The organism is Cupriavidus necator (assembly GCF_040578825.1).
GTDB lineage: Bacteria > Pseudomonadota > Gammaproteobacteria > Burkholderiales > Burkholderiaceae > Cupriavidus > Cupriavidus necator_E.
Genome location: NZ_JBEFLI010000011.1, coordinates 85,999 through 108,921, shown reverse-complemented (window position 1 = coordinate 108,921; position 22,923 = coordinate 85,999). Strand labels below are relative to the sequence as shown.

19 protein-coding genes and 1 pseudogene are annotated in these 22,923 nt (G+C 65.4%); 14 read left to right on the top strand and 6 right to left on the bottom strand.

The window, feature by feature from the left end; all coding sequences use genetic code 11:
* Positions 1-299 precede the first annotated feature (299 nt).
* Entirely contained in the window at positions 300-1,523 is a 1,224-nt protein-coding gene (locus AB1I47_RS08535) for an IscS subfamily cysteine desulfurase (protein WP_354683341.1), read from the top strand.
* Between the two features lie 184 nt (positions 1,524-1,707).
* Here AB1I47_RS08535 and AB1I47_RS08530 read toward each other — a convergent pair whose 3' ends face one another.
* Positions 1,708-2,250 (bottom strand): MarR family winged helix-turn-helix transcriptional regulator, encoded by a 543-nt coding sequence (locus AB1I47_RS08530; RefSeq protein WP_354683340.1) that lies wholly within the window; start codon positions 2,248-2,250, stop codon positions 1,708-1,710.
* Positions 2,251-2,363: 113 nt separating this feature from the next.
* Here AB1I47_RS08530 and AB1I47_RS08525 point away from each other — a divergent pair, with 113 nt between their 5' ends.
* Positions 2,364-2,945 (top strand): hypothetical protein, encoded by a 582-nt coding sequence (locus AB1I47_RS08525; RefSeq protein WP_354683339.1) that lies wholly within the window; start codon positions 2,364-2,366, stop codon positions 2,943-2,945.
* Between the two features lie 43 nt (positions 2,946-2,988).
* On the opposite strand, the gene AB1I47_RS08520 is transcribed toward AB1I47_RS08525, so the two are convergent.
* Complete coding sequence (locus tag AB1I47_RS08520; RefSeq protein ID WP_354683338.1) at positions 2,989-3,864, bottom strand: LysR family transcriptional regulator; 876 nt, start codon at positions 3,862-3,864, stop codon at positions 2,989-2,991.
* A 131-nt stretch (positions 3,865-3,995) separates the two neighbouring features.
* On the opposite strand from AB1I47_RS08520, the gene argH reads away from it, so the two are divergent.
* Entirely contained in the window at positions 3,996-5,501 is a 1,506-nt protein-coding gene (gene argH, locus AB1I47_RS08515; protein WP_354683337.1) for an argininosuccinate lyase, read from the top strand.
* A gap of 61 nt (positions 5,502-5,562) precedes the next feature.
* Positions 5,563-6,531 (top strand): Bug family tripartite tricarboxylate transporter substrate binding protein, encoded by a 969-nt coding sequence (locus AB1I47_RS08510; RefSeq protein WP_354683336.1) that lies wholly within the window; start codon positions 5,563-5,565, stop codon positions 6,529-6,531.
* Between the two features lie 171 nt (positions 6,532-6,702).
* On the opposite strand, the gene AB1I47_RS08505 is transcribed toward AB1I47_RS08510, so the two are convergent.
* The gene (locus tag AB1I47_RS08505) at positions 6,703-7,230 is read right to left on the bottom strand and encodes an Lrp/AsnC family transcriptional regulator (RefSeq protein ID WP_354683335.1); all 528 of its coding nucleotides are present in this window, start codon (positions 7,228-7,230) and stop codon (positions 6,703-6,705) included.
* Positions 7,231-7,385: 155 nt separating this feature from the next.
* Here AB1I47_RS08505 and mdeB point away from each other — a divergent pair, with 155 nt between their 5' ends.
* The 7 genes from mdeB to AB1I47_RS08470 all read left to right on the top strand — a co-directional run bounded on the left by mdeB (position 7,386) and on the right by AB1I47_RS08470 (position 15,541).
* A complete protein-coding gene (gene mdeB / locus AB1I47_RS08500) occupies positions 7,386-10,109 on the top strand; it encodes an alpha-ketoglutarate dehydrogenase (RefSeq protein WP_354683334.1) in 2,724 nt (907 codons plus the stop codon).
* A gap of 239 nt (positions 10,110-10,348) precedes the next feature.
* The gene (locus tag AB1I47_RS08495; RefSeq protein WP_354683333.1) at positions 10,349-10,828 is read left to right on the top strand and encodes a VOC family protein; all 480 of its coding nucleotides are present in this window, start codon (positions 10,349-10,351) and stop codon (positions 10,826-10,828) included.
* On the top strand, positions 10,825-12,048 hold the full coding sequence (locus AB1I47_RS08490) for an FAD binding domain-containing protein (protein ID WP_354683332.1): 1,224 nt from the start codon (positions 10,825-10,827) through the stop codon (positions 12,046-12,048). The genes AB1I47_RS08495 and AB1I47_RS08490 overlap by 4 nt, the downstream gene beginning before the upstream one ends.
* A 36-nt stretch (positions 12,049-12,084) precedes the next feature.
* Positions 12,085-12,453 carry a DUF485 domain-containing protein gene (locus AB1I47_RS08485; protein WP_354683331.1) on the top strand — a complete coding sequence of 123 codons (369 nt, stop codon included), beginning with the start codon at positions 12,085-12,087 and terminating at the stop codon, positions 12,451-12,453.
* Positions 12,450-14,087 (top strand): cation/acetate symporter ActP, encoded by a 1,638-nt coding sequence (actP, locus tag AB1I47_RS08480; protein ID WP_354683330.1) that lies wholly within the window; start codon positions 12,450-12,452, stop codon positions 14,085-14,087. The genes AB1I47_RS08485 and actP overlap by 4 nt, the downstream gene beginning before the upstream one ends.
* A gap of 149 nt (positions 14,088-14,236) precedes the next feature.
* Positions 14,237-14,911, top strand: a complete 675-nt coding sequence (locus tag AB1I47_RS08475; protein ID WP_354683329.1) for a TetR/AcrR family transcriptional regulator — start codon at positions 14,237-14,239, stop codon at positions 14,909-14,911.
* A 402-nt stretch (positions 14,912-15,313) separates the two neighbouring features.
* Complete coding sequence (locus AB1I47_RS08470) at positions 15,314-15,541, top strand: hypothetical protein (RefSeq protein WP_354683328.1); 228 nt, start codon at positions 15,314-15,316, stop codon at positions 15,539-15,541.
* Between the two features lie 6 nt (positions 15,542-15,547).
* On the opposite strand, the gene AB1I47_RS08465 is transcribed toward AB1I47_RS08470, so the two are convergent.
* Both AB1I47_RS08465 and AB1I47_RS08460 read right to left on the bottom strand, forming a co-directional pair.
* The gene (locus tag AB1I47_RS08465; RefSeq protein ID WP_354683327.1) at positions 15,548-16,492 is read right to left on the bottom strand and encodes a LysR substrate-binding domain-containing protein; all 945 of its coding nucleotides are present in this window, start codon (positions 16,490-16,492) and stop codon (positions 15,548-15,550) included.
* 111 nt (positions 16,493-16,603) lie between these two features.
* Positions 16,604-18,451 (bottom strand): CocE/NonD family hydrolase, encoded by a 1,848-nt coding sequence (locus AB1I47_RS08460; protein WP_354683326.1) that lies wholly within the window; start codon positions 18,449-18,451, stop codon positions 16,604-16,606.
* Positions 18,452-18,718: 267 nt separating this feature from the next.
* Here AB1I47_RS08460 and AB1I47_RS08455 point away from each other — a divergent pair, with 267 nt between their 5' ends.
* Both AB1I47_RS08455 and AB1I47_RS08450 read left to right on the top strand, forming a co-directional pair.
* Positions 18,719-19,693 carry a Bug family tripartite tricarboxylate transporter substrate binding protein gene (locus AB1I47_RS08455; RefSeq protein ID WP_354683325.1) on the top strand — a complete coding sequence of 325 codons (975 nt, stop codon included), beginning with the start codon at positions 18,719-18,721 and terminating at the stop codon, positions 19,691-19,693.
* Between the two features lie 170 nt (positions 19,694-19,863).
* Positions 19,864-20,064, top strand: a pseudogene (locus tag AB1I47_RS08450) (aldehyde dehydrogenase family protein); the annotation flags it as partial.
* A gap of 114 nt (positions 20,065-20,178) precedes the next feature.
* Here AB1I47_RS08450 and AB1I47_RS08445 read toward each other — a convergent pair.
* Complete coding sequence (locus AB1I47_RS08445) at positions 20,179-21,147, bottom strand: LysR substrate-binding domain-containing protein (protein WP_354683324.1); 969 nt, start codon at positions 21,145-21,147, stop codon at positions 20,179-20,181.
* A gap of 310 nt (positions 21,148-21,457) precedes the next feature.
* On the opposite strand from AB1I47_RS08445, the gene aspA reads away from it, so the two are divergent.
* Positions 21,458-22,885, top strand: coding sequence for an aspartate ammonia-lyase (aspA, locus tag AB1I47_RS08440; RefSeq protein ID WP_354683323.1), 1,428 nt, complete (start codon positions 21,458-21,460; stop codon positions 22,883-22,885).
* Positions 22,886-22,923 lie beyond the last annotated feature (38 nt).

Here is a 22,923-nt window from a genome sequence, read left to right as displayed (position 1 = left end):
TTGAATGCTAGGCTACAACGCTATTCAAGTTAGTGAAAACCCTGAAGCGGAGAAAAATGACGGGCGGCCGTGGCGCCTTACGGAACCCGCAAACCCGTATCTGGCAAGGCTTTGCGGGCGGCATGAAGGGATATGGAACAAGCGGGCGGATCACGTGGAAACACCTCAAGCAACCCTACCGCCAGCATGGCGCCCGCCCGCCCGGGTGTTTGCCGGTGCTAGACTCGGCCCCACTTTCCTTGACCGGCGGGTTCGCCTGCACCCGGTCGTCCCAACCCCCGCATCCAGGAATGCGCGCCATGCCAGACGAGCCCACGACCCTTCCCATCTACATGGACTACAGTGCGACGACGCCGGTCGATCCCCGCGTCGTCGAGAAGATGGTCCCGTTCCTGCACCAGCAGTTCGGCAATCCGGCATCGCGCAGCCACTACTACGGCTGGCAGGCGGAAGAGGCGGTGGAAACCGCGCGCGCGCAGGTCGCGGCACTGCTCAATGCCGACCCGCGCGAGATCGTCTGGACTTCAGGCGCGACCGAAGGCAACAACCTGGCCATCAAGGGCGCGGCGCATTTCTATCGGGGCAAGGGCAATCACATCGTGACGGTCAGGACCGAGCACAAGGCGGTACTCGATACCTGCCGCGAGCTGGAACGGCAGGGCTTTGCGGTGACGTACCTGGATGTGGGCGAAGACGGCCTGGTCGACCTGGATACGCTGCGCAGCGCCTTGCGCCCGGACACCATCCTGGTGTCGGTCATGATGGTCAACAACGAAATCGGCGTGGTCCAGCCGGTCGCGCAGATCGGCGAGATCTGCCGCGCCGCGGGCATCGTGTTCCACTGCGACGCGGTGCAGGCTGCCGGCAAGATCCCCATCGACCTGCAGGCGCTGAAGATCGACCTGCTGACCGTGACCGCGCACAAGGTTTACGGCCCCAAAGGCATCGGGGCGCTTTATGTACGGCGCAAGCCGCGCATCCGGCTGGAGGCGCAGATCCACGGCGGCGGGCATGAGCGCGGCATGCGCTCGGGGACGCTGCCGACGCACCAGATCGTGGGCATGGGCGAAGCCTTCCGGCTGGCGAAGCTGGAGCTTGCGGCGGAAGCGCGCCGCGTGGGCGCATTGCGCGACCGGCTGCTGGCGGAGCTGTCCGGGCTCGACGAGGTTTACGTCAACGGCAGCCTCGCGCACCGCATCCCACACAACCTGAACATCAGCTTCAACTTTGTCGAAGGCGAGTCCCTGATCATGGGCATCAAGGACGTGGCGGTGTCTTCGGGATCGGCCTGCACCTCGGCGTCGCTGGAGCCGTCGTTCGTGCTGCGAGCGCTGGGCCGCAGCGACGAACTCGCGCACAGCTCGATCCGCTTTACGCTGGGCCGCTATACCACCGAAGCGGAAGTCGATGAAGTCATCCGGCAGGTCTGCGCCACGGTGTCGCGCCTGCGCGAACTGAGCCCGCTATGGGAAATGCACCAGGAAGGCATCGATGTCGGCACCGTGCAGTGGGCCGCGCACTGACGGCAGCCGGTGCCGCGCGCGGCTAGTGCCCTGTCCCGTAAACAGCTTGATAAATGAAATCGTCCGGTTGCTCGTCAGGCTAGGCGCGAGGAAGCGCCATAGCCGTAGCGATGGCAACGACGAGCAACGACGCATGGCGGGCAACTGGGCGATTTCATATCGAGTTTATTTGCGGGACAGGACACTACCCCTTCTGGCGGCGCGCCTGCAGGTGCTCCAGGTCAAGCGCGGCGCGGTCGCCATTGGCCACCAGTCGGTCGACCACCGAGCACAGCACCTTGAATTCGGTGCGGGTAACGCCATCGAACAGCACGTCGTTGATCTGCTGCTGGACAGGCAGCAGTTCGTTGAGCAGCTTCGAGCCGGCAGCCGTGATAGTCAGCCGCATCTTGCGCTTGTCGTCGGGATGGGCCTTCTTGTCGATCAGGCCAAGCTTCTTCAGCTTGCCGGTCTCGATGGTGATGAACGGGCCGCTCAGGTGCAGGTGGTCGGCGAGCTGGTTCACCGTTACCTCCCCCTGCTGCGACAGGTGCGCAATGGAGCGGATCAGCGAGTACTGCACCCCGGTCAGGCCAATCAGGTTGCCAAAGCCGTCGCGCACGGACAGCAGCCGCGCGGCAAACGGCAGCAGGCCATTGACCAGGTGCCGGAACTCGCGGTCCGAGCCGTCGACCAGGCAGGCCGGATGGGTGATCGTCAGCGTCTTGCTTGCAGGAGTCGTTGCCATGGCGGTTAGCGCATTTAGCTTGCAATGCAAGCTTTGTGCCAAATTCTATCAAACTCCCTGGATCGCGCTGGGTGCTTGCGCGCCATTCCCCTCAACTCAGGAGTTACAGTCCGATGAACCCGATTTCACTCACCGCCGCTAAGGCGCTGCTCGGCCGCTATGTCGACGCCAAGGACAACAACCGGCCGGCGCTGATCCCCGAAGCGTTTGCGCAGGATGCGTCGCTGACATTCTCGATCGACACCGATGCCATCAGCTTTCCGGCCAGGACGGAAGGCGCGTCCGCTATCGCCCGAACGCTGGTAAGCGACTTTGCGCAGACGTTCGACCGCTGCCGGACTTACTACATCGGCGATGCCGCCGCCGCGCTCACCGGGGACACCATGACTATCCCGTGGCTGGTGGTGATGCGCGAAACGGCGGCCCAGACCCTGCGCGCGGGCAAAGGCTTCTACCGCTGGGGCTTTGCCGCGGGGCAAGTCGGTTCCTACCGTATCGCCAGCCTGCATATTCATATCGAGCGCATGGACTCGGTGCCGGATCCGGGCGCGGCGGTGCTGACGGCCTTGCAGTCGGCGCTGCCTTATCCCTGGTTGCCTGAGCCAGCGCTGAAGACGGTTGTTGAGGGTTATGCCGCGGCACAGCCCGAACTTGCGTTCCTGCAGGCCTTCGCGGAGCCGGCACGCCTGCCATAAGCTGTGCCTTACCACAGGCCAGCTATCGCCGGCTGGCTGCGGCTTATCCGGTGACCTTGCGCAGGCATTCCAGAAACCACTGCGCCAGCGCCGGCACCGGCCGCTGCGGATTGAACAGGATGTGGCTCTCGAAGGCAATCACCGGCTCGAACGGAATCGCCTTGACACCCGCCGGCTTCAGGCTGCGCACCACCAGGGGGTTGACCACGCTGACCCCCAACCCCATGCCCACCATCGTGCAGATGGTGGCCGCGTAAGGCGTCTCCAGCGTCAGCACGCGCCGGTCATCCGGCACGAACGCGGCGTCGACCGTGGTGCGGGTGCCGTCGCCATGCGTCAGCGAGATAAAGCGCTCGCCATCGAGGTCGCTGGCGTGGATGCGGCGCTTGCGCGCCAGCCGGTGCGTCGCCGGCACGATGCACACGCCGTCCTCGCGGCGCAGCAGCTTGCTGCGGATGCCGGTGGTCTCGGCCATGTACGACACCAGCCCGATATCGCAGAAGCGCGCCGCGGTCCATTTGGCCACCGTGGGCGAATCATTCGTATGCACGGCGATCGGCACGTCCGGATAGCGGTCGCGGAAGGCCAGGATCGCCTGCGGCATCACGCTCATCGCGATCGACGGCACGGTGCCGATGCGCAGCGTGCCCACGCCGGATTCGCGGATCGAGCGGGCCGACGCGCGCAGGCTGTCGAGGCCGACGAAGGAGCGCTCCACATCGAGAAACAAGGCCTCGGCTTCGTCCGTCGGCGCGAGCCGGTTGCCGACGCGCTCGAACAGCCGGAAGCCCGCCTCGCGTTCCAGTTGCCCGATCACGCGGCTGATATTGGGCTGCGAGGTATGGAGCTGCGCGGCGGCTTCGGTCATCGAGCGCGTCAGCATGACGGCACGGAACGCTTCGATCTGCTTGTAGTTCATGGCTGGCGAGGGTGGGGGTCAGCGGCTTGCACGCAGCATATCAAATCCGTATAGCCACAGCCAATATGCTGATTTGACGATATATCCAGTGGATTTCCATACTTGCTCCATCGTTTCGGAGAACACACAGCATGGAATCCAAAGTCAGCCGACGCCTGACCCAGCCCACCGCCGCCGAGGTATGCGAGCACATCTACCTGCCGCGCCTGATGCGCGAATTCGGCAGCGGCTTTCGCTACCTGACCGACATCAACCAGGCCCACCTGCTGATGCTGCACGGCACCGGGCTGATCCCGGCGGACGTGGCCGCGGTGCTGGCGCAGTCATTGCTGCGCATCGAAGCCGAAGGTCCCGCTGCCGTGCAACTGGATCCGGCGCGTGAGGACGCCTACTTCAACTACGAAGCGCACCTGATGCAGATGGCCGGTGCCGACGCTGGCGGCAGGCTGCATGTCGCGCGCAGCCGCAACGACATCCTGGCCACGCATGACCGGCTGCGTGCGCGCGACCTGGCGCTGGATATCCTGGCAGCGATGCTGGCGGTGCGCACGGTGGCGCTGGAGCAGGCCGACGCACATGCCGCGGTGGTGATGCCCGGCTATACGCACCTGCAGGCCGCTCAGCCGGTCACTTATGGCTACTACCTCGCCGGCTTTGCCGAGTCGCTCGGCCGCGATATCGCGCGCATGGAGCAGGCGCTGGCGCGTCTGGATGCCTGCCCGCTCGGCGCCGGCGCGCTGGCCGGGACCGCGTTCGCAATCGATCGCGCCGCGACGGCACGCTGGCTGGGCTTTTCCACCCATGCGCCGAATTCGCTCGACGCCGTGGCCTCGCGCGACTTCGCCTGGGAGATGCTGGCGGCAATCACCATCGGCGCGGTGGGCTGGGGCCGCGTGGCGCAGGACCTGTACGTGTGGGCCACGCCCGAGTTCGGCCTGATCGACTTCCCGGACAGCGTCGCGGGCACCTCCAGCATCATGCCGCAGAAGAAGAACCCGGTCGTGCTGGAATACCTGAAGGGCAAGGGCGGCCACATGATCGGCCTGCTGAGCGGCGCGCTGGCGGCGCTCAAGGGCAGCCATTTCACGCACTCGGGCGACGGCAACCGCGAGAGCATGCGCGGCTTCTGGGAGGCCGGCGACGAATGCCTGCGCTGCCTGTCGCTGCTGCGGCTGGTGATCGCCAGCGCCACGCCGCAACGCGCCGGCATGCTGGCGCGCGCGCGCCGCGATTTCTCCACCGCGACCGACCTGGCCGATGCGCTGGTGCGCGAGGCCGGCATGTCGTTCCGCCAGGCGCATCACATCGTCGGTGCCGTGGTGCGCGACGCGCTCGACCAGCATTTGCCCGCCGACGAGATCAGCGCCGACATGGTCGATGCCGCCGCGGTGCGCGTCGCCGGCCGCGCGGCCGGGCTGGATGCCGCCGCGGTCGCCCGCTGCCTCGATCCCGAACAAGGCGTCGCCGCGCGCATGGCCGCCGGAGGACCCGCGCCGGTACTGGTCCGCGACAACGTCGCCACCCAGCGCGCCGCCACGCACCACGCGCGCGAACACCTCGACGCCACCCGGTCCCGCCTCGACGCCGCGCGCGCGGCACTGAAGCGCTCGGTCAACCACCTCGCATCCAAAAGCTGAGCCGCGCCGCACATCGCAGCCGGCATTGCCCTTATCCTTGTCCCACGGAGACCCTGCCCCCATGAAAACCATTGCACATGCCCTGGCTGCCACATGTCTGACGCTGGCGACGAGCCTCGCCATGGCCGGCCCCTACCCCGACAAACCCATCCGCATGGTGGTGCCCTTCCCGCCCGGCGGCACCACCGACCTGCTCGGCCGCGTACTGGCCACCCGCTTGTCCGAAACCCTCGGCCAGCAGGTGGTGGTGGACAACCGGCCGGGCGCGGGCGGCACCATCGGCTCCGACGTTGTGGCCAAGGCGCCGGCCGACGGCTACACGCTGATGTTCGGCACGGTGGGGACGCAATCGATCAACGCCACCCTCTACAAGAAGCTGCCGTTCGATCCGCAGAAGGATTTCTCGCCGGTGGCATTGTTCGCCGGCGTGCCCAACATCCTGGTGGTCAATCCCAACGTGCCGGCGAAGAACGTGCGCGAGCTGGTCAGCTATGCCAAGGCCAATCCCGGCAAGCTCAATATGGGCTCGGCGGGCAACGGCACCACCAACCACCTGTCGGGCGAGCTGTTCAAGTCCATGGCGGGCGTCGAGATCGTGCACGTGCCGTACAAGGGCAGCGGCCCGGCGATGGCCGACCTGCTTGCCAACCAGGTGCAACTGATGTTCGACAACCTGCCGGGCTCGCTGCCGCACGTGAAGGCCGGCCGGCTGCGCGCACTGGCCGTGACCAGCGCCACGCGCTCGCCGGCACTGCCTGACGTGCCGACCATGGCCGAGGCGGGCATTGCGGGCTACGAGGCGGATGTCTGGTTCGGCGTGGTCGGTCCGCGCGGATTGCCGCCTGAGGTATCCAGCCGGTTGTCGCAGGAAATCACGCGTATCGCGCAGGACAAGGCGATGCGGGACAAGCTGGCGCAGGCCGGGGCCGCGCCGCTGACTTCGACGCCGGAGCAGTTCTCGGTGCTGATCCGGCGCGATACGGACAAGTGGGCGAAGCTGGTGCGGGAGTCGGGGGCGAGTATTGATTGAGGGGGGGTGGCGGTACTGTGGCGGCGCTGGGCCCCGGTCCTACATGCCGCGAGCGCGCGATGCGCGCTTGTTTGCTCCCCTCTCCCGCCTGCGGGAGAGGGGAGCGATTGCGAGTGGCGATGGCAAGCTCCGGCGCTCACGCATGTCGGCGGTTTGCACCCCTTCACGCGGCTACCGCCACTCCCCCTCCTCGTCACCCTCCACACTCAACGTCAGCCCCCCAGCCGGCAGCGGCAGCGCCGTGCGATACCGCACCTGCTTCAACGCAAAGCTCGACCGAATGTTGGAAACCCCGGGAATCGTCGTGAGCTGCTCGAGAATAAACCGCTCCAGGCTCTGCATGCTGGACACCACCACGCGCAGCAGATAGTCCGCGTCGCCCGTCATCAGATAGCACTCCATCACTTCCGGACGCTTGTCGATGGCTTCCTCGAAGCGGCGCAGGGCACCTTCCACCTGCTTCTCCAGGCTCACCTGGATAAACACATTGATGCGCAGCCCCAGCGGCTCGGGATTGAGCAGCGTGACCTGCTGCTTGATCAGTCCCAGCTTCTCCAGCGCTTTCACCCGGTTGAAGCAAGGCGTCGGCGACAGGTTCACCGCGCGCGCGAGCTCGGCGTTGGTGATGCGGGCGTTTTGCTGGAGCTGGTTGAGGATCGCGATATCAATGCGATCCAGTCTTTGTGCGTTTTCGAGCATAGTGTAACTATTCCCTTGATTACCGCTTTTGCGGAGAATTTATACTGCCGCATCCCGCCATGACAAGGGAAATCAGACACACTTTCCGCGACTCCCGGCGTACTCTCGTTGGCAAGAGAACCCCATTTCCCCGCAATTCGGACCGGAGTCGTGCCATGACGGATGTGTCAAACGGTATGCAGTCGATGCTCGCGCTGCCCGCCGCCAACGAGGACAGTGACCCACAGGAAACGCGCGAGTGGCTCGACGCGCTGGAAGGCGTCATCGCGCACGCAGGCGATGCGCGCGCGCAATTCCTGCTGCAGCGCCTGGCCGCCCTGGCTTCGACCAGAGGGCTGGGCGCCGCGCGCGCCAGTTCGACTCCCTATGCGAATACCATCCCGGTGGACGCGCAACCGCCCTACCCGGGCGATCTCGACATCGAAGCGCGCCTTGGTGCCGCGCTGCGCTGGAACGCGCTGGCCATGGTGGTCCGCGCCAACCGCGCGTACGGAGAGCTGGGCGGCCATATCGCCAGCTATGCCTCCGCGGCGGATTTGTTCGAGGTCGGCTTCAATCATTTCTTCCGTGCGGGCGATGCTGGCGAAGGCGGCGACCTCGTCTACTTCCAGCCCCACTCCGCCCCTGGCGTGTACGCGCGCGCCTACCTGGAAGGATTTCTCGACGAAGCCCATCTCGAGCACTACCGCCGCGAAATCGCCGGACCCGGCCTGTGTTCCTATCCCCATCCCTGGCTGATGCCGGACTTCTGGCAGTTCCCGACCGGCTCGATGGGCATCGGGCCCATCAACGCGATCTACCAGGCGCGTTTCATGCGCTACCTGCAGAACCGCGGGCTGCTGCCGGCATCGGCGCGCAAGGTGTGGGGGTTCTTCGGCGACGGCGAGATGGACGAGCCGGAGTCGATCGGTGCGCTGTCGCTGGCAGCACGCGAGCAGCTCGACAACCTCGTGTTCGTGATCAACTGCAACCTGCAGCGCCTCGACGGGCCGGTGCGCGGCAACGGCCGCATCATCGACGAACTCGAAGCGCTGTTCGCCGGCGCGGGGTGGAATGTCATCAAGGTGCTGTGGGGATCGGACTGGGATGAACTCTTCGCGCGCGATCGTTCCGGTGCGCTGCTGCGCGCCTTTGCCCAGACTGTCGACGGCCAGTTCCAGACCTTCTCGGCGAATGACGGGGCCTATAACCGCGAACATTTCTTCCGGCAGAACCCGGAGCTTGCCGCGCTGGCCGCGCACCTGAGCGATGCCGATATCGACCGGCTGCGCCGCGGCGGCCACGATCTGCGCAAGCTGCATGCCGCCTATGCGAACGCCACCGGCCACCGCGGCCAGCCCACCGTGATCCTGGCCAAGACGATGAAAGGCTTCGGCATGGGCGCGGCCGGCCAGGGCCGCATGACCACGCACCAGCAAAAGAAGCTGGAACTGGATGACCTGAAGGCATTCCGCGACCGCTTCCAGCTTCCGCTGTCCGACGAAGACGTTGCGGAACTGCGGTTCTACAAGCCGGCCGCAGACAGCCCGGAGATGCGCTATCTGCATGATCGCCGCGCCGCGCTGGGCGGCTACCTGCCGCGGCGGCGCAAGACCGCGACGACGGCGCTGACGATACCGGCAGCCGACCAATGGGCCCGCTTTGCCTTCGACGCGAACGGCAAGGAGATGTCGACCACCATGGCGATCGTGCGCATGCTTGGCAGCCTGCTGAAAGACGCGGCGCTCGGGCCCCGCATCGTGCCCGTGGTGGCGGATGAAGCGCGGACCTTCGGCATGGCCAACCTGTTCCGGCAGGTGGGCATCTATTCGCCGCTCGGCCAGCGCTATGAGCCGGAGGACCTCGGCTCGATGCTCTATTACCGCGAATCCACCGGCGGCCAGATCCTGGAAGAAGGCATCTCCGAAGCCGGGGCGATCTCGTCGTGGATCGCCGCGGCCACCGCCTACAGCGTGCATGACCTGCCGATGCTGCCGTTCTACATCTACTACTCAATGTTCGGCTTCCAGCGCATCGGCGACCTGATCTGGGCCGCCGCGGACCAGCGCGCCCGCGGCTTCCTGATCGGTGCCACGTCGGGCAAGACCACGCTGGGCGGCGAAGGCCTGCAGCACCAGGACGGCACCAGCCACCTTGCCGCATCGACCATCCCGAACTGCCGCGCCTGGGATCCCGCCTTTGCCTACGAGGTCGCGGTGATCATGGAGCATGGCATGCGCGAGATGGGCGAACAGCAGCGCGATGTCTTCTACTACATCACCGTCGGCAACGAGAACTATGCGCAACCGTCGATGCCGGCGGGAGAAGGCTGCCACGGCAAGTCAGTGGAAGCGCTGCGCGATGGCATCCTGAAGGGCATGTACTCGCTGACCCCTGAAACCGCGCAAGCCAGCCAGGTCAGCCTGATGGGATCAGGCGCGATCCTGCCCGAGGTCATCGCTGCCGCGCGCATCCTTGCGGAAGACTGGGGCGTGGTGGCGCAAGTGTGGAGCGTTACCAGCTTTACCGAACTGCAGCGCGAGGCCATTGCGGTGGAACGGACCAACCGACTCAGCGACCAGCATGCCGCATCGTATGTCGAGACCGCGCTGGCAACGTCGAAGGGCCCGGTGATTGCCGCCACCGACTACGTCAGGGCGGTGCCGGAGCTGCTTCGCGCCCATGTGCCTGGCCGCTATGTGACGCTCGGCACGGACGGGTTCGGCCGTAGCGACACCCGGCAGGCACTGCGCGAGTTCTTCGAGGTGGACCGGTTCTCGGTCGTGGTGGCCGCTTTGCGGGCGCTGGTGGACGACGGCAAGCTGCCGATCGAAACGGTCAGGTCCGCGCGCGAGCGGTATGGAAAATCCGTGCGCCAGCCTGCCGCCTGGCTGGCGTGAGGAATACGGCATAAGGCGAGAAGCCTCGACGGTGAAACGTCGCTGAAGGGTATCTCGCCTTATCCATTGCGCCTGGCCCAGCACACACGGCGCTGCCTCGGTACGAGGCAGCGCCACCTTCCCGCTGCATCTCCAGCATCAGGGTAAATACCACCTCCCACGGTCCTTGGCGAGCCGGCCCTGCCGCCCTATTATTTATCAACCGATCACTGATCGATCGATAATTTATGGAGCGGGCAATGGCACTTTCCAGACTTGCACACTATTCCATCCGGACGACTGACCTTGAACGGTCGTGCGCGTTCTACGAGCGCGTACTGGGTTTCCGGCGCGGCTTCCGGCCACCATTCGACTTTCCCGGCGCATGGCTCTATCTGGGCGATGACGAAAGCGACTACGGCACCGTCCACATCATCGGCGTGGATCGGGACAATCCTGCCGGCCTGGCCTCCTACCTTGGCGAGAAGGCCCTGCCGGAAACCGGCACCGGCACGCTCGACCACATCGCGTTCCTGGCAACGGGCGTCGAGCAGATGTGGGCCACGCTGCGTGCCGAGGGCATCGCATGGCGCGACCGCACCGTGCCGGGCCTCGGGCTGCATCAGGTCTTTATCGAGGATCCGTCCGGCGTCACGATCGAACTCAACTATCCGGCGGCGGAAGTAGCAGGACTGGCGCTGCCAGCCGGTACGCAGGCAACGACCGGAGCGAGGGCATGAACACCGTATTCAACAACAAGCGCAAGGCGATCGTCGTGGGCGGATCGCTGGGCGGCCTGTTTGCCGCCAACCTGCTGCTGCGCAGCGGCTGGGATGTCGAGATCTTCGAGCGCACGCCCGAAGCCCTGGCCGGCCGCGGCGCCGGCATCGTGACCCACCCGGAACTGTTCGACGCACTGGAGGCGGCCGGCATTGTGGTCGACGACAGCATTGGCGTGCGCGTCAATGCCCGCGTCACGCTCTCGCGAGAAGGATCGCCGCTGTCGGAACGCACCATGCCGCAGACGCTGACCGCATGGGGCAAGATGTACGACGTACTGCGCAAGGCCTGTTCCGGCAGCTATCGGGTGGGTGCGCTGGTGACGTCGGTCGATTCGCATGCCGGCCATGCCACCGTCACGCTCCACGATGGTTCCGTGCACCGCGCCGACCTTGTCATCGCCGCGGACGGCTTCCGCTCTGGCGTGCGCGAGCAGCTGTTGCCCGCGGTCGGCCTGCAATACGCGGGATATATCGCCTGGCGCGGACTGGTCGACGAAGCGCGACTGTCGCGCGAGACGCACGCCGACATCTTCAACAAGTTTGCCTTCTGCCTGCCGCCACGAGAGCAGATCCTCGGCTATCCGGTGGCGGGGGAACACAACAGCACCGCCGCCGGCGAGCGCCGCTACAACTTTGTGTGGTACCGCGCCACGCGCGAGCATGACGAACTGCCCGACCTTCTGACCGATGCAGACGGCAAGCGCTGGCTCAACGGCATCCCGCCGGGCCTCATCCGGCGCGACGTACTGGCCGATATGGAGGACGCCGCCAGCACGCTGCTGGCGCCTCAGTTTGCCGAGGTCGTCGCCAGGACAGCGCAGCCGATGTTCCAACCGATCTTCGACCTGACGGTGCCGCGCATGGCATTCGGGCGCATTGCGCTGCTCGGCGATGCCGCGTTCGTCGCGCGCCCCCATTGCGGGATGGGCGTGACCAAAGCCGCCGGCGATGCCATGGCGATGGTCCGTGCACTGGCCGCGCACCAGGACGTCGAGGCGGCACTGGAGGCATACAGCACCGCGCGCGTCGAAGTCGGCAACGCCATTGTCGAGCATGCGCGGCACCTGGGCGCCTACATGCAAGCCCAGCTCCGCAGCGACAAGGACCGCGAGATGGCCGAGCGCTACCGCACCCCCGAGGCCGTGATGCGCGAAACCGCGGTATCGCGCCAGTTCTGACGGCCACGCCGACCACAACGATACGGAGACAATGTCATGTCCTATACAGCCCCCTTTCCGGCACAGCCCACGCCGCGCGAAGCCGCGGCCATCGAGGCCCTGGTGGTGCCGCACCCCATGCTGGGCCAGCCGGCCTTCGAACGCCTGCACCGGATGCGCCGCCGCTTCTCCTGGACGCTGACGGCCGCCATGCTGGCCATCTACTTTGGCTTCATCCTGACGCTCGCATTCCGGCCTGCCTGGCTTGCCGTGCCGGTCACGCCGGGGCGGCCGATGACCCTCGGCATTCCGGTGGGCTTCGGCATGTTCGCGGTGACGTTCGCACTCGTTGCCGTCTACGTGTATCGCAGCAACGTCACCTTCGACAGCATGATCACCGCGATCCGTGCGGGAGAGCAGGCATGAAACACATCGTCATGATGGCGGCCGCGCTGGCGCCCGCCGCCCCGGCCATGGCCGCCACGCCACCGGTCGGCCAGGGCCTGAACCTGATCGCGATCGGCATGTTCCTGGTCTTCGTGATCGCCACGCTGGCGGTGACGCGCTGGGCCGCACGGCGCAACCACAGCGTGGCCGACCACTATGCGGCGGGCGGCAAGATCACGGCGATGCAGAACGGCTGGGCGATCGCCGGCGACTATATGTCTGCCGCTTCGCTGCTCGGCATTTCAGCGCTGGTCTTCACCAGCGGCTACGACGGCCTGATCTATTCGATCGGCTTTCTCGCCAGCTGGCCGATCATCCTGTTCCTGATCGCCGAGCCACTGCGCAACCTGGGCCGGTACACGCTGGCCGATGTCCTGTCGTACCGCCTCAGGCAGCGGCCGATCCGCGCCTTCTCGGCGTCGAGCTCGATCGTCATCGTGCTGCTTTACCTGGTGTCGCAGATGGTGGGCGCGGGCAAGCTGGTCGAACTGCTGTTCGGGTTCAGCTATACCTCGGCGGTCGTGCTGGTCGGCGTGCTGATGGTGGTCTACGTGTTCTTTGGCGGCATGCTTGCCACCACGTGGATCCAGATCATCAAGGCGGTGATGCTGCTGGCCGGATGCGCGTTCATGGCCTTCATGGTCATGAGCCGCTTCGGTTTCGACCTGAACCTGCTGTTCGACCATGCCATCGCCGCGCACGCCAGGCAGGACGCGATCATGCGGCCGGGCGGCCTGGTTTCGGATCCGGTCTCGGCCGTCTCGCTGGGGCTCGCCTTGATCTTCGGTACCGCTGGCCTGCCCCACATCCTGATGCGCTTCTTCACGGTCAGCAACGTCAAGGCCGCCCGCAAGAGCGTGCTGTATGCGACCGGTATAGTCGGCACCGGATACGCGCTGATCATCATCATCGGGTTCGGCACGATCGCACTGGTGGCCAACGATCCGCTGTATCACAACTACGCCGGCGCGGTGATCGGCGGCGTGAACATGGTGGCGGTGCACCTGTCCCATGCGGTGGGCGGCAACCTGTTTCTCGGCTTTATCTGCGCGGTGGCGTTCTCGACGATCCTTGCCGTGGTGGCCGGGCTGACGCTCGCCGGTTCGTCGGCCATCTCGCACGATCTCTATGCCACCGTCATCCGCAAGGGGACGGCCAATGACAAGGACGAGATGCGCGTGTCGCGGGCCACGACACTGGTGCTCGGCGTGCTCTCGATCCTGCTCGGCATCTTGTTCGAGAAGCAGACCATCGCCTTCATTGTCAGCCTGACCTTCTCGATTGCCGCGAGCTCCAATTTCCCGGTGCTGCTGCTGTCGATCTACTGGCGACGCCTGACCACGCGCGGCGCGGTGATCGGCGGAACGATGGGCCTGACCACCGCGGTGGTGCTGACGCTCCTGAGTCCAACGGTCTGGGTGCAGGTGCTGGGCCACGCCAGCGCCATCTTCCCGTACGAATATCCGGCGCTGTTCTCGATGCTGGTGGCGTTCGCAGGTATCTACGTCTTCTCGGTCACTGACCGCTCGGCACGCGGCGCATGGGAGCGTGCCTCATACGAGAACCAGCGCGTGGCTTGCGAACTTGGCATCGCGAAAAAGAGCGCCGGGTAGCGCTGCGGGGAGAGCTGCCGGGTAAAGCTCCTTCCATCCCCGAAAGCCGGCGGCCGCGCAAGCACACCTGCGCCGGCCGCCTTTTTAATTTATCGGGTGATTGGTAGAATCCGGGCATCGTCCTCATCGCGAGTGCCAGAGAAAAAGTCATGGATGCAAGCAGCGCTGCGGACCAGGAAGACTCCGCCACCAAAGTCACCAGGCGGCTGCTGCCCGAGGAGCGCGAGCAGCAGATCGTCGAAAAGGCGATCGAGCACTTCACCCGCAACGGCTTCGGCGGCAGCACCCGCGAGCTGGCCAGGCAGATCGGCGTTACGCAACCGCTGCTGTATCGCTATTTCCCCAGCAAGGAAGCATTGATCGAGCGGGTCTACAACGAAGTCTTCCAGTGGCGGCCCGACTGGGAGCGGCAGATTGCCGACCGCTCTACGCCGCTGACCGAGCGGCTCTATGCGTTCTACCTGGACTATTCCTCGGTCATCCTGCGCGAGGAATGGATCCGTCTCTTTATTTTTGCCGGCCTGACCCACGAAGGCATCAATAACCGGTACCTCAGCAAGCTGCGCAACAAGGTGTTCCTGCCCGTACTGGCCGAAGTGCGCGATGCCTTCGGCATCGCCGCACCCCGTAATGCCGCGGAGACCGACGCCGAGATCGAGATGATCTGGAGCCTGCACGCCGCGATCTTTTATCTTGGCGTGCGCAAGTGGGTCTATGGACTGAAGGTACCAACCGACATGGACGCGGTGATCCGCCAGAAGGTCGACATGTTCCTGCACGGCGCACCGGCGGCGATGCGGACCATGCGGAGTGGAAAGCGCTGATCACGGCGCCTGCTACCGGACAAGCGAAATCGGCCACCCTTGCCGCGATCTTGCCGTAAGCGGTTGGAGGTCAACCCCCGGCATCCTTCAGCCGTTCTAGCCTTGCAACCGGCGCCATCCTGCAGAGCAGCTGCTGTTCATGCGGTGCATTCGGCACAGGTGGACTAGCGGCGCATACAGAACGCCAAACCCACCGCTGAGCTGTTGCTATTTCGCAAAACTATGCAGCGCCGTGTTGTTGTGTCCTAAAGTTAAAGCGCTTTCTCAAGATTGCGCTGCGCTGCACGGTGCGTCATGCACCACATAGCTGCCCAGCGATGTCTTCGAGACGATGTGGGCGGTGGCTGGACCTCACGGTCGTGGCTGTTGGCACGTGGGGAAAGTAGGGGGATGGAGAGGGACATGAAAAGTACAAATGAGCGCTCGCTGCGCTTCCAGGTCGAAAAATGGCTCGCGCCTGGCCCCTCGACCCCGGTTCACGTCGTTGAATTCAGCCGTACCCGGTTGGGCCGGCGACGCTATGTCTATGTCGAAACCACGCAACCGGACAGCCTGCGCGCGCTGTTCTTCTTTCGGCACGATGATGGCTGCTGGCGCGTGTTTCCGCCGGCCGCGACCCGGGCGGCGTAAGCGTTTTCACGCCTGCGCGGAGCCCCTCGGATCGAAGACCATCGTAACGGCCTTCCAGTCCCCCGCGTTTACAGCCTGGACGATCAGGTCGAGCATCGCCTCTTCGACGGCGCGGCAAGCCAGGCTCAGCCGCGCTGAACCCGACACGCACAGGCTGACCCGGCGCACCAGCGCGGCATCGGCGATCGGCAGGCATGCGAACTCGCCCGGCTCTTCATCGGCTAGCGCACACCACGGCAGGATGGTCCATCCCATGCCGGCCCGGACGGCGGCCAGCAGCACGGACACCGCGCTGGTTTCCGCCACCAGGCGCCCGCTGACGCCGGCGGCAACGAAGGCGCGATCGACCAGTACTCGGACTGAGTTGGGAAAGCTCGGCAGCAGCAAAGGCATCGCGGCAATCTCGGCCAGCGTCAGTGTGTCGCGGGCCTGGCCTTGCGGTGGACCCACGGCCATCAGCTGCTCGTCGAGCAAGGGCACCAGGTGCATATTCGGCCGTTGCTGCGCATCCATGGCGATTGCAAGATCGAGCTTCTGCAAGGCCACGGCGTCAGCCAGGTCCGCGCTGCTGCCCTCGACAATTTCGACCGTGACTTCCGGCAGGCTGGCGGCGATACGCTGCAGCAATGGCACCGCCAGCACGCGCGACGTACTGGTGGGCAGCCCTACCGTAACGTGTCCCGACGGCACATCGCGGCCGTGGCGCACGGCGGCCCTGGCCTCGTCCATCTGGCGCAGCACCATCTTGGCGTGGCGATAGAGGATATGTCCCGTCTCGGTGGGACGCGTGCCGAACGGACCTCGTACCAGCAGCTTGGCGTCGAGATCCGCTTCGAGGTTGGCTACGTGCTGACTCAGCGACGGCTGGGCGATGTGCAACGCCTCGGCCGCGGCCGTAATGCTCTCGAGTTCAACGATGCGCGCGAAGTAACGTAGCTGCCGCAGATCCATGGCTGGGGAGGCGCGGTGCGCTGGGCACTGCAATCAGGGATGTGCGACTGTAGCATTTCCATGCCGGCAGGACACCCCTGTGGCTCAGGTGGCTCAGGTGGCTCAGGTGACTTAGCGCGCCTCGTCATCCGGCAGGACCGGCACTTCCAGGAAGGACCCGTCAGCACCGCCGATCGATACCCTCAGCACAGGGGGACGGCCGTGCGGCACCTGCGGGAAATGGCCCCGATCGGCACCCGCGATCGACGCACGCAAGCGGCTGCCCGCCGACAATGTCCACGCCACCGGCAACAACGCAAACGTCAGCGACACCGGCACGCCGGTCGTCAGCCGCTCAGCTTCCGCGCGGCGATGGGCGCGATACGGCCAGGTGGTCCTGTATTCGGCCGGGCCTGGCTCTGTTCGTCGATGCGACGCCCGCAACATGCCCTCGGTGATGTAGCGTACCGCGCCTGACGCCTCCACCTCCGACAGGTAGACGAAGACCGCCGCGTCGGGCTGCGAGGCGGCGACGGTCAGTTGCGCCACCACATGCCCGGCGATCGTCATCGGCGCGGCCAGCGGTGCGGTATCGAAGTGCGGCAGCGCGGCTTCGTGCGCGGACCAGTCTACGTAGTAGTCTTCGATATTGGCCGCCCCCAGGCGCTCATAGCGGCTGTTGCGTCCCGTGGTCCAGTCGAAGCTGACCTGCGTGGACAGCGCCGGCGCGCCTTCAGGCCGCTGCGGCACCATCGATGCGCCGGCTGCCAGCCACAGCGTCTGGCGATTGTCCGAGGGCGGCCACGCTTGGGCGGCATGCCACTGGTTATCGTGGATGCTGTGATAGTGCACGCGCGCCTCGCGCTGCAGGCCGGTGTCGATATCCAGCAGATGCTGGTCGAAGAACCGCAGCACTTCGCCCAGCAGCGGGAAGTCGGATGCGGCGTGGTCGCGCCACGGCGACACGTTGGTTCGCGCGCCATGGTCCCACGGCCCCAGCAGCAGCCGGCTGTCATGCGACGGCAACGACAGGAAGCGCGTGATTGCGCCGTTGGCATAGCCGCCGCCGTCATACCAGCCCGAGATCGAATAGACCGCCACATCCGGGCGGATGCCGTCAAGGTAGCAGTACGGGCTGCAGCTGCCGGTATCCAGCGCGGGATCGTGCAGCGTCGCGTCATCGCGGAATGCGAACTCGGGGGCCAGGTCGGCCAGCGTGAAGTTGTTGCGATGCTCGTCAATGGCCGCGCGAACCAGCGCGCCGTCGACATCCTCGTCCACGCGCTCGGGCCCGTCGAAGCGCGGGTCGTTGAAGTAAGGGAAGTTCGCCAGCAGATGGCGCTGGTCCTGGTCGAGCGCCAGCATCAGCTCGTCATACGCCTGGACCCAGATCTTCGACAGCATGCCGCCCGGGTAGAGCTGCTCGCTGTAGATATCGGATACCGAGAACAGCGGCGCGATAGCCCTGACCGCGGGGTGGCCCGTGCTGGCGAGAAAGCAAGCCGCGGCGCCGAGATACGAAATGCCGGTGGACCCGATACGCCCGTTCGACCAGGGCTGGGCTGCGATCCAGTCGGCCACCTCGTAGTAGTCGTCGCGCTCCGTAGGCGAACGCAGCGCATCGCGCGTGCCGAAACTGGCGCCGGTGCCGCGCACGTCCACCACCACGACGGCGTAGCCCTTGGGCACGAACGCATCGCGATACTTGGCTGCATTGGGGCTGGGCTCCGCCCCGCCTGAAGACAGCCGGAAACGCCGGTAGTACGGCGTGAAGATGGTGACAGTTGGATAGTGCGCGGGCGGTGCGGTACCTGGCAGCGGCTGCGGCAAGTAGATATCCGCGGCCAGCCGGCAGCCGTCGCGCATCGGCAGGTAGCACGACTGCGGCCGGGCCGGCACGGCAAACAAGGAGGGCCGGGTGGCCAGGTAGGCCGAGGGGGACTGCAGCCACGCATTGCCGCGGCTATCGTGATCGGACATGACTCTTGCATCAGCAGGTTGGTAACAATGCCGATGGTAAGGACGGGGCTGCGCGCAGAGGAAAGACGAAATGCCGATCCCCGCATAGGTGGATCCTATGGCGGTACCCCATCGGTGCGCCATGGCACCAAAGTCGCCCCCGCGCCAATCAGGGTCGATACGGCATAGGTCAAACCTATGCCCGCATTGTGATTCCGTATTGGCTTGCTTGCGCGCATCTACATACGATCGTCATCATCGTTGCGCCCTTATCTGGAGATTCTTGCGATGTACCGACGTCTTTTCTCCCTGGCCCTGGTATCCGCCGCCCTCATGCACGCCGTGCCGGGGAGCGCCCAGGAAGGCTATCCGGACCGTCCCATCCGCCTGGTCGTGCCGCAGTCGGCCGGCTCCGGCGCCGACGTCGTGGCGCGCCTGCTTGGCCAGAAGCTGGGCCAGGAACTGCATCAATCGATCGTGGTAGACAACCGCCCAGGTGCCAACGGCATCATCGGCGCGAGCTTCGTCGCCAAGCAACCGTCCGATGGCTACAGCCTGATGCTCGCGGGCGTGTCGCAGATCAGCTTCAATCAGCACCTCTACGCATCGCTGCCTTATAACGCGCAGAAAGATTTCACGTTTGTCGCGCCGGTGGTCGACACGCCCTTTGTGCTGGTCGTCAGCAAGGCGAGCGGCATTACTTCCGTGCAGAGCTTCATCGAGAAGGCGAAGCAGAAAACCGGCGGGCTGACGTACGGCAGTGCCGGGGTCGGCAATTCCACTCACCTGGCAATGGAGATGATCGGGGACAAGCTCGGCATCAAGATGACCCACGTCGCCTACAAGGGCTCGGGGCCGGCACTGACTGGCGTGATCGGCGGCGAAGTCGACGCCATGGTAAGCGTCCTCGGCGCCGCGTTGCCGCAGATCACCGGCGGGAACGTGGTGCCGCTGGCGATTGTCGGCCAGAAGCGCGCGAAAGAGCTGCCGAACGTGCCGACCATCAAGGAGGCGGGCGTCGATACGCCGGTGATGCCGGGATGGTATGCGTTGGTCGGCCCGGCGGGGATGGACCCCAAAGTCGTGGCGAAGCTCAACAGCGCGGTGCAGGCTTTCCTGGCGGACCCGCAAGTCAAGGTCAAGCTGGCATCGCTTTACCTGGACCCGATTGCCGGGTCGGCCGATACGATCAAACAGCGCGCGCTGACTGACTCGCGCGTCTGGGGCGACTTTATCCGGAAGCGGGGAATTCGGAATTCCTGAGCGGGAGGCGCTGGCCATCGGTCCGGCACATGCGCGGGATGTGTGGAGCGCTACCGCAGGCAGCCAAGCAACACCTCGAACGCCGGCCCGATCTCTTCCTCGGGCACCCTGCATAACCGAGCAGCAGCCCGCGCTGTACCGCCTTGCCCAGGAAATAGCGGGACAACGGCGAACTCGGCGGCAACGCGCCCTTGATCGTGTTTGAAGATGCGGACCTGGACCGCGCGGTCGACGGCATACTGGCATCGAAGTTCCGCAACAGCGGCCAGACCTGCGTATGCGCCAACCGCGTCTATATCCATGCGTCTGTCTATGACGAGGTCGCAAGCCGGCTGGTACAGGAAGTTGGCGCGCTGAAGGTGGGCCATGGCATGGTGCTCATCGGGTGTTGGATCGCCAGGAGATAAGCGCGGACACCAGCCGCGATGCAACTGGCACGCGCCAGTAAAGCAGGACCGGATACTGCCGGGTTTCCGGCAGTCCGGCTAGGACTGCGCTCCCCACCCCCCGGGTTCCGCGGGCTTGCCGGCTGCAATCAGCTTCGGGTCCGCTACGCGGCTGAGAAAGGCCCAGAGTTCATCGACCAGCGGCTTGGGCGTCGATGCCGAGCGGTACAGGCGGATGTCCAGGCTCGTCGCCCAGGCGGCGGGTCCTGCCACCACCAGCGTGCCTGCACGCAGTTCGTCGGCGACGCAGCTCTCGGGCAGCCAGCCGACGCCATGTCCCGCCACGACCATCGCCTTCAGCGCCTCGGACATATGGGTCTCGAAGCAACGCTGCAATGCATAGGGCTCGGGTGCGTTGAGCAGGATCATTTCGACCACATTGCCCAGGAACGCACCCGATGAGTACGCCATGAAGGGCAACGGCTTGCCGCTGTTGCCCGGCAGGCGGAAGATCGGCTCGCCATGCTTGTCCGGCGCGGAGAACGGCAGGATCCGCTCGACGCCCAGCATCAGGAACGGAAAGCCGTTCGGGTCCAGCAGGATCGGCAGATGCTGATGGTGGTAACCCAGCAGGATGTCGCAGTCATCGTCCACCAGTTGCTGGACGCCCTCCGGCACGTTCACGGCATGCACGCAGGCGCTCAGCACACCGAAGCGGTCATGCAGGGATTTGAGCCAGGTCGGGAAGAAAGTGAATACCAGGGTGTGCGCGACTGAAAAGCGAATGACCTTGTCTTTATCGCCCAGCGGCTGGCGGCTGCTGAGCAATGCGCGTGCCGCATAGGCGTCACGCAACAGGTCGGCGGCCAGGCGCCGGAACAGCCAGCCAGCGGTGGTCAGCGTTGCAGGATGCACGCTCCGGTCTACCAGGCTGATGCCCAGCCATTCTTCGAGCGCCATGATGCGACGGCTGAGCGCCGACTGGGTGATATGGCGGTCGCCCGCGGCACGCGAGAAGCTGCGCGTTTCAGCCAAGCACAGGAAGTCTTCAAGCCACTTGATTTCCATGATGGAACTACTCGACATCGGGTTGGGACGCGCGGTCTATGGCTCATCATACGGCAACACCTGTCCGCGCAAATCGGTGGAACCCCGATAGGCCGATGCAAAAAACGCGGCGCCTTATTCCGAAATCGCAAGATCCCTTTCCCGGTCCTGGCCGGCCGGCGTAGCGAGCCGTTCGCGCCGGAGACTGGTCCCCTGCCGGCATGCGCATCTCGCCGCGCTTGATGACAAATTCGCATGACGTTCGTAAGCCGCCGTCGCGATGCCTAAGCTTGGCCTCCTCTCATGACGCCTTTTAGCGAGGAGCACACCGATGGCCGCCGGACCCTTCAGAACCGAACATGACCTCCTGGGCGATCGCGACGTCCCGGCCGATGCCTACTACGGTGTGCATACCCTGCGCGCGGTGGAGAACTTCCCGATTACCGGCACGCCGATCTCCATCTACCCGGAGCTGATCAAGGCACTGGCCTACATCAAGCAGGCCGCCGCGCTGGCCAACCATGAGCTGGGCCTGCTCGATGACGAGCGCTGCGACGCCATCGTCATGGCGTGCGCCGAGCTCGTTGGCGGCAAGCTGCACGACCAGTTCGTGGTCGATGTGATCCAGGGCGGCGCCGGGACCTCGACCAACATGAACGCCAACGAGGTCATCGCCAATCGCGCGCTGGAACTGCTCGGGCACGAGAAAGGCCAGTACCAGTACCTGCATCCCAACGAGCAGGTCAATATCGGGCAGAGCACCAACGACGTCTACCCGTCCGCACTGAAGATCGCAACGTGGTTCGGCATCCTGGGACTGGTGGATGCGATGGGCGTGCTGCGCCGCGCCTTCGAGCAGAATGCCGAAGAATTCAGGCATGTCCTGAAAATGGGCCGCACCCAGTTGCAGGATGCCGTGCCCATGACGCTGGGCCAGGAGTTCAGCACGTATGCCGTGATGCTGGGCGAAGACGAGGAGCGGCTGCGCGAGGCCGCGCTGCTGATTTGTGAAATCAACATGGGTGCAACCGCGATCGGCACCGGTATTACCGCGCATCCGGACTACGCGCCGCTGATCCTGAAACGGCTCCGGGAAATCACCGGCATTCCGCTGGTGACGGCCCCCAACCTGATCGAGGCCACCCAGGACTGCGGCGCCTTCGTGCAATTGTCAGGCGTGCTCAAGCGCGTGGCGGTCAAGCTGTCGAAGACCTGCAACGACCTGCGCCTGCTCTCCAGCGGCCCCCGTGCCGGCCTGGGCGAGATCAACCTGCCGCCGATGCAGGCAGGATCGAGCATCATGCCCGGCAAGGTGAATCCCGTCATCCCGGAAGTGGTCAACCAGATCGCGTTCGAGGTGATTGGCAACGACATCACGGTCAGCTTCGCGGCGGAAGCCGGCCAGCTGCAGCTCAACGCCTTCGAGCCGATCATCGCGCACAGCCTGTTCAAGAGCGTGAGCCATCTGCGCAACGGCTGCCTGACGCTGGCGCAGCGCTGCGTCAGCGGCATCACCGCCAATGAAGAGCGCCTGCGGGTCACGGTCGAGAACTCCATCGGCATCGTGACCGCCCTGAACCCCTACATCGGCTACGCCAACGCAACCGCGGTCGCGCAGGAGGCGCACGCCTCCGGCGGCAGCGTCTACGACATCGTGCTGCACAAGGGACTGCTGTCCAGGGAAGAGCTCGACCAGATCCTCCGCCCCGAAGTCCTGACGCAACCTGCACCGCTGAGCCAGGCCGTACACGCCCGCTGAGCCGGCAGACGGCGCGCTCCGCACGGCGCTTGCAGCCG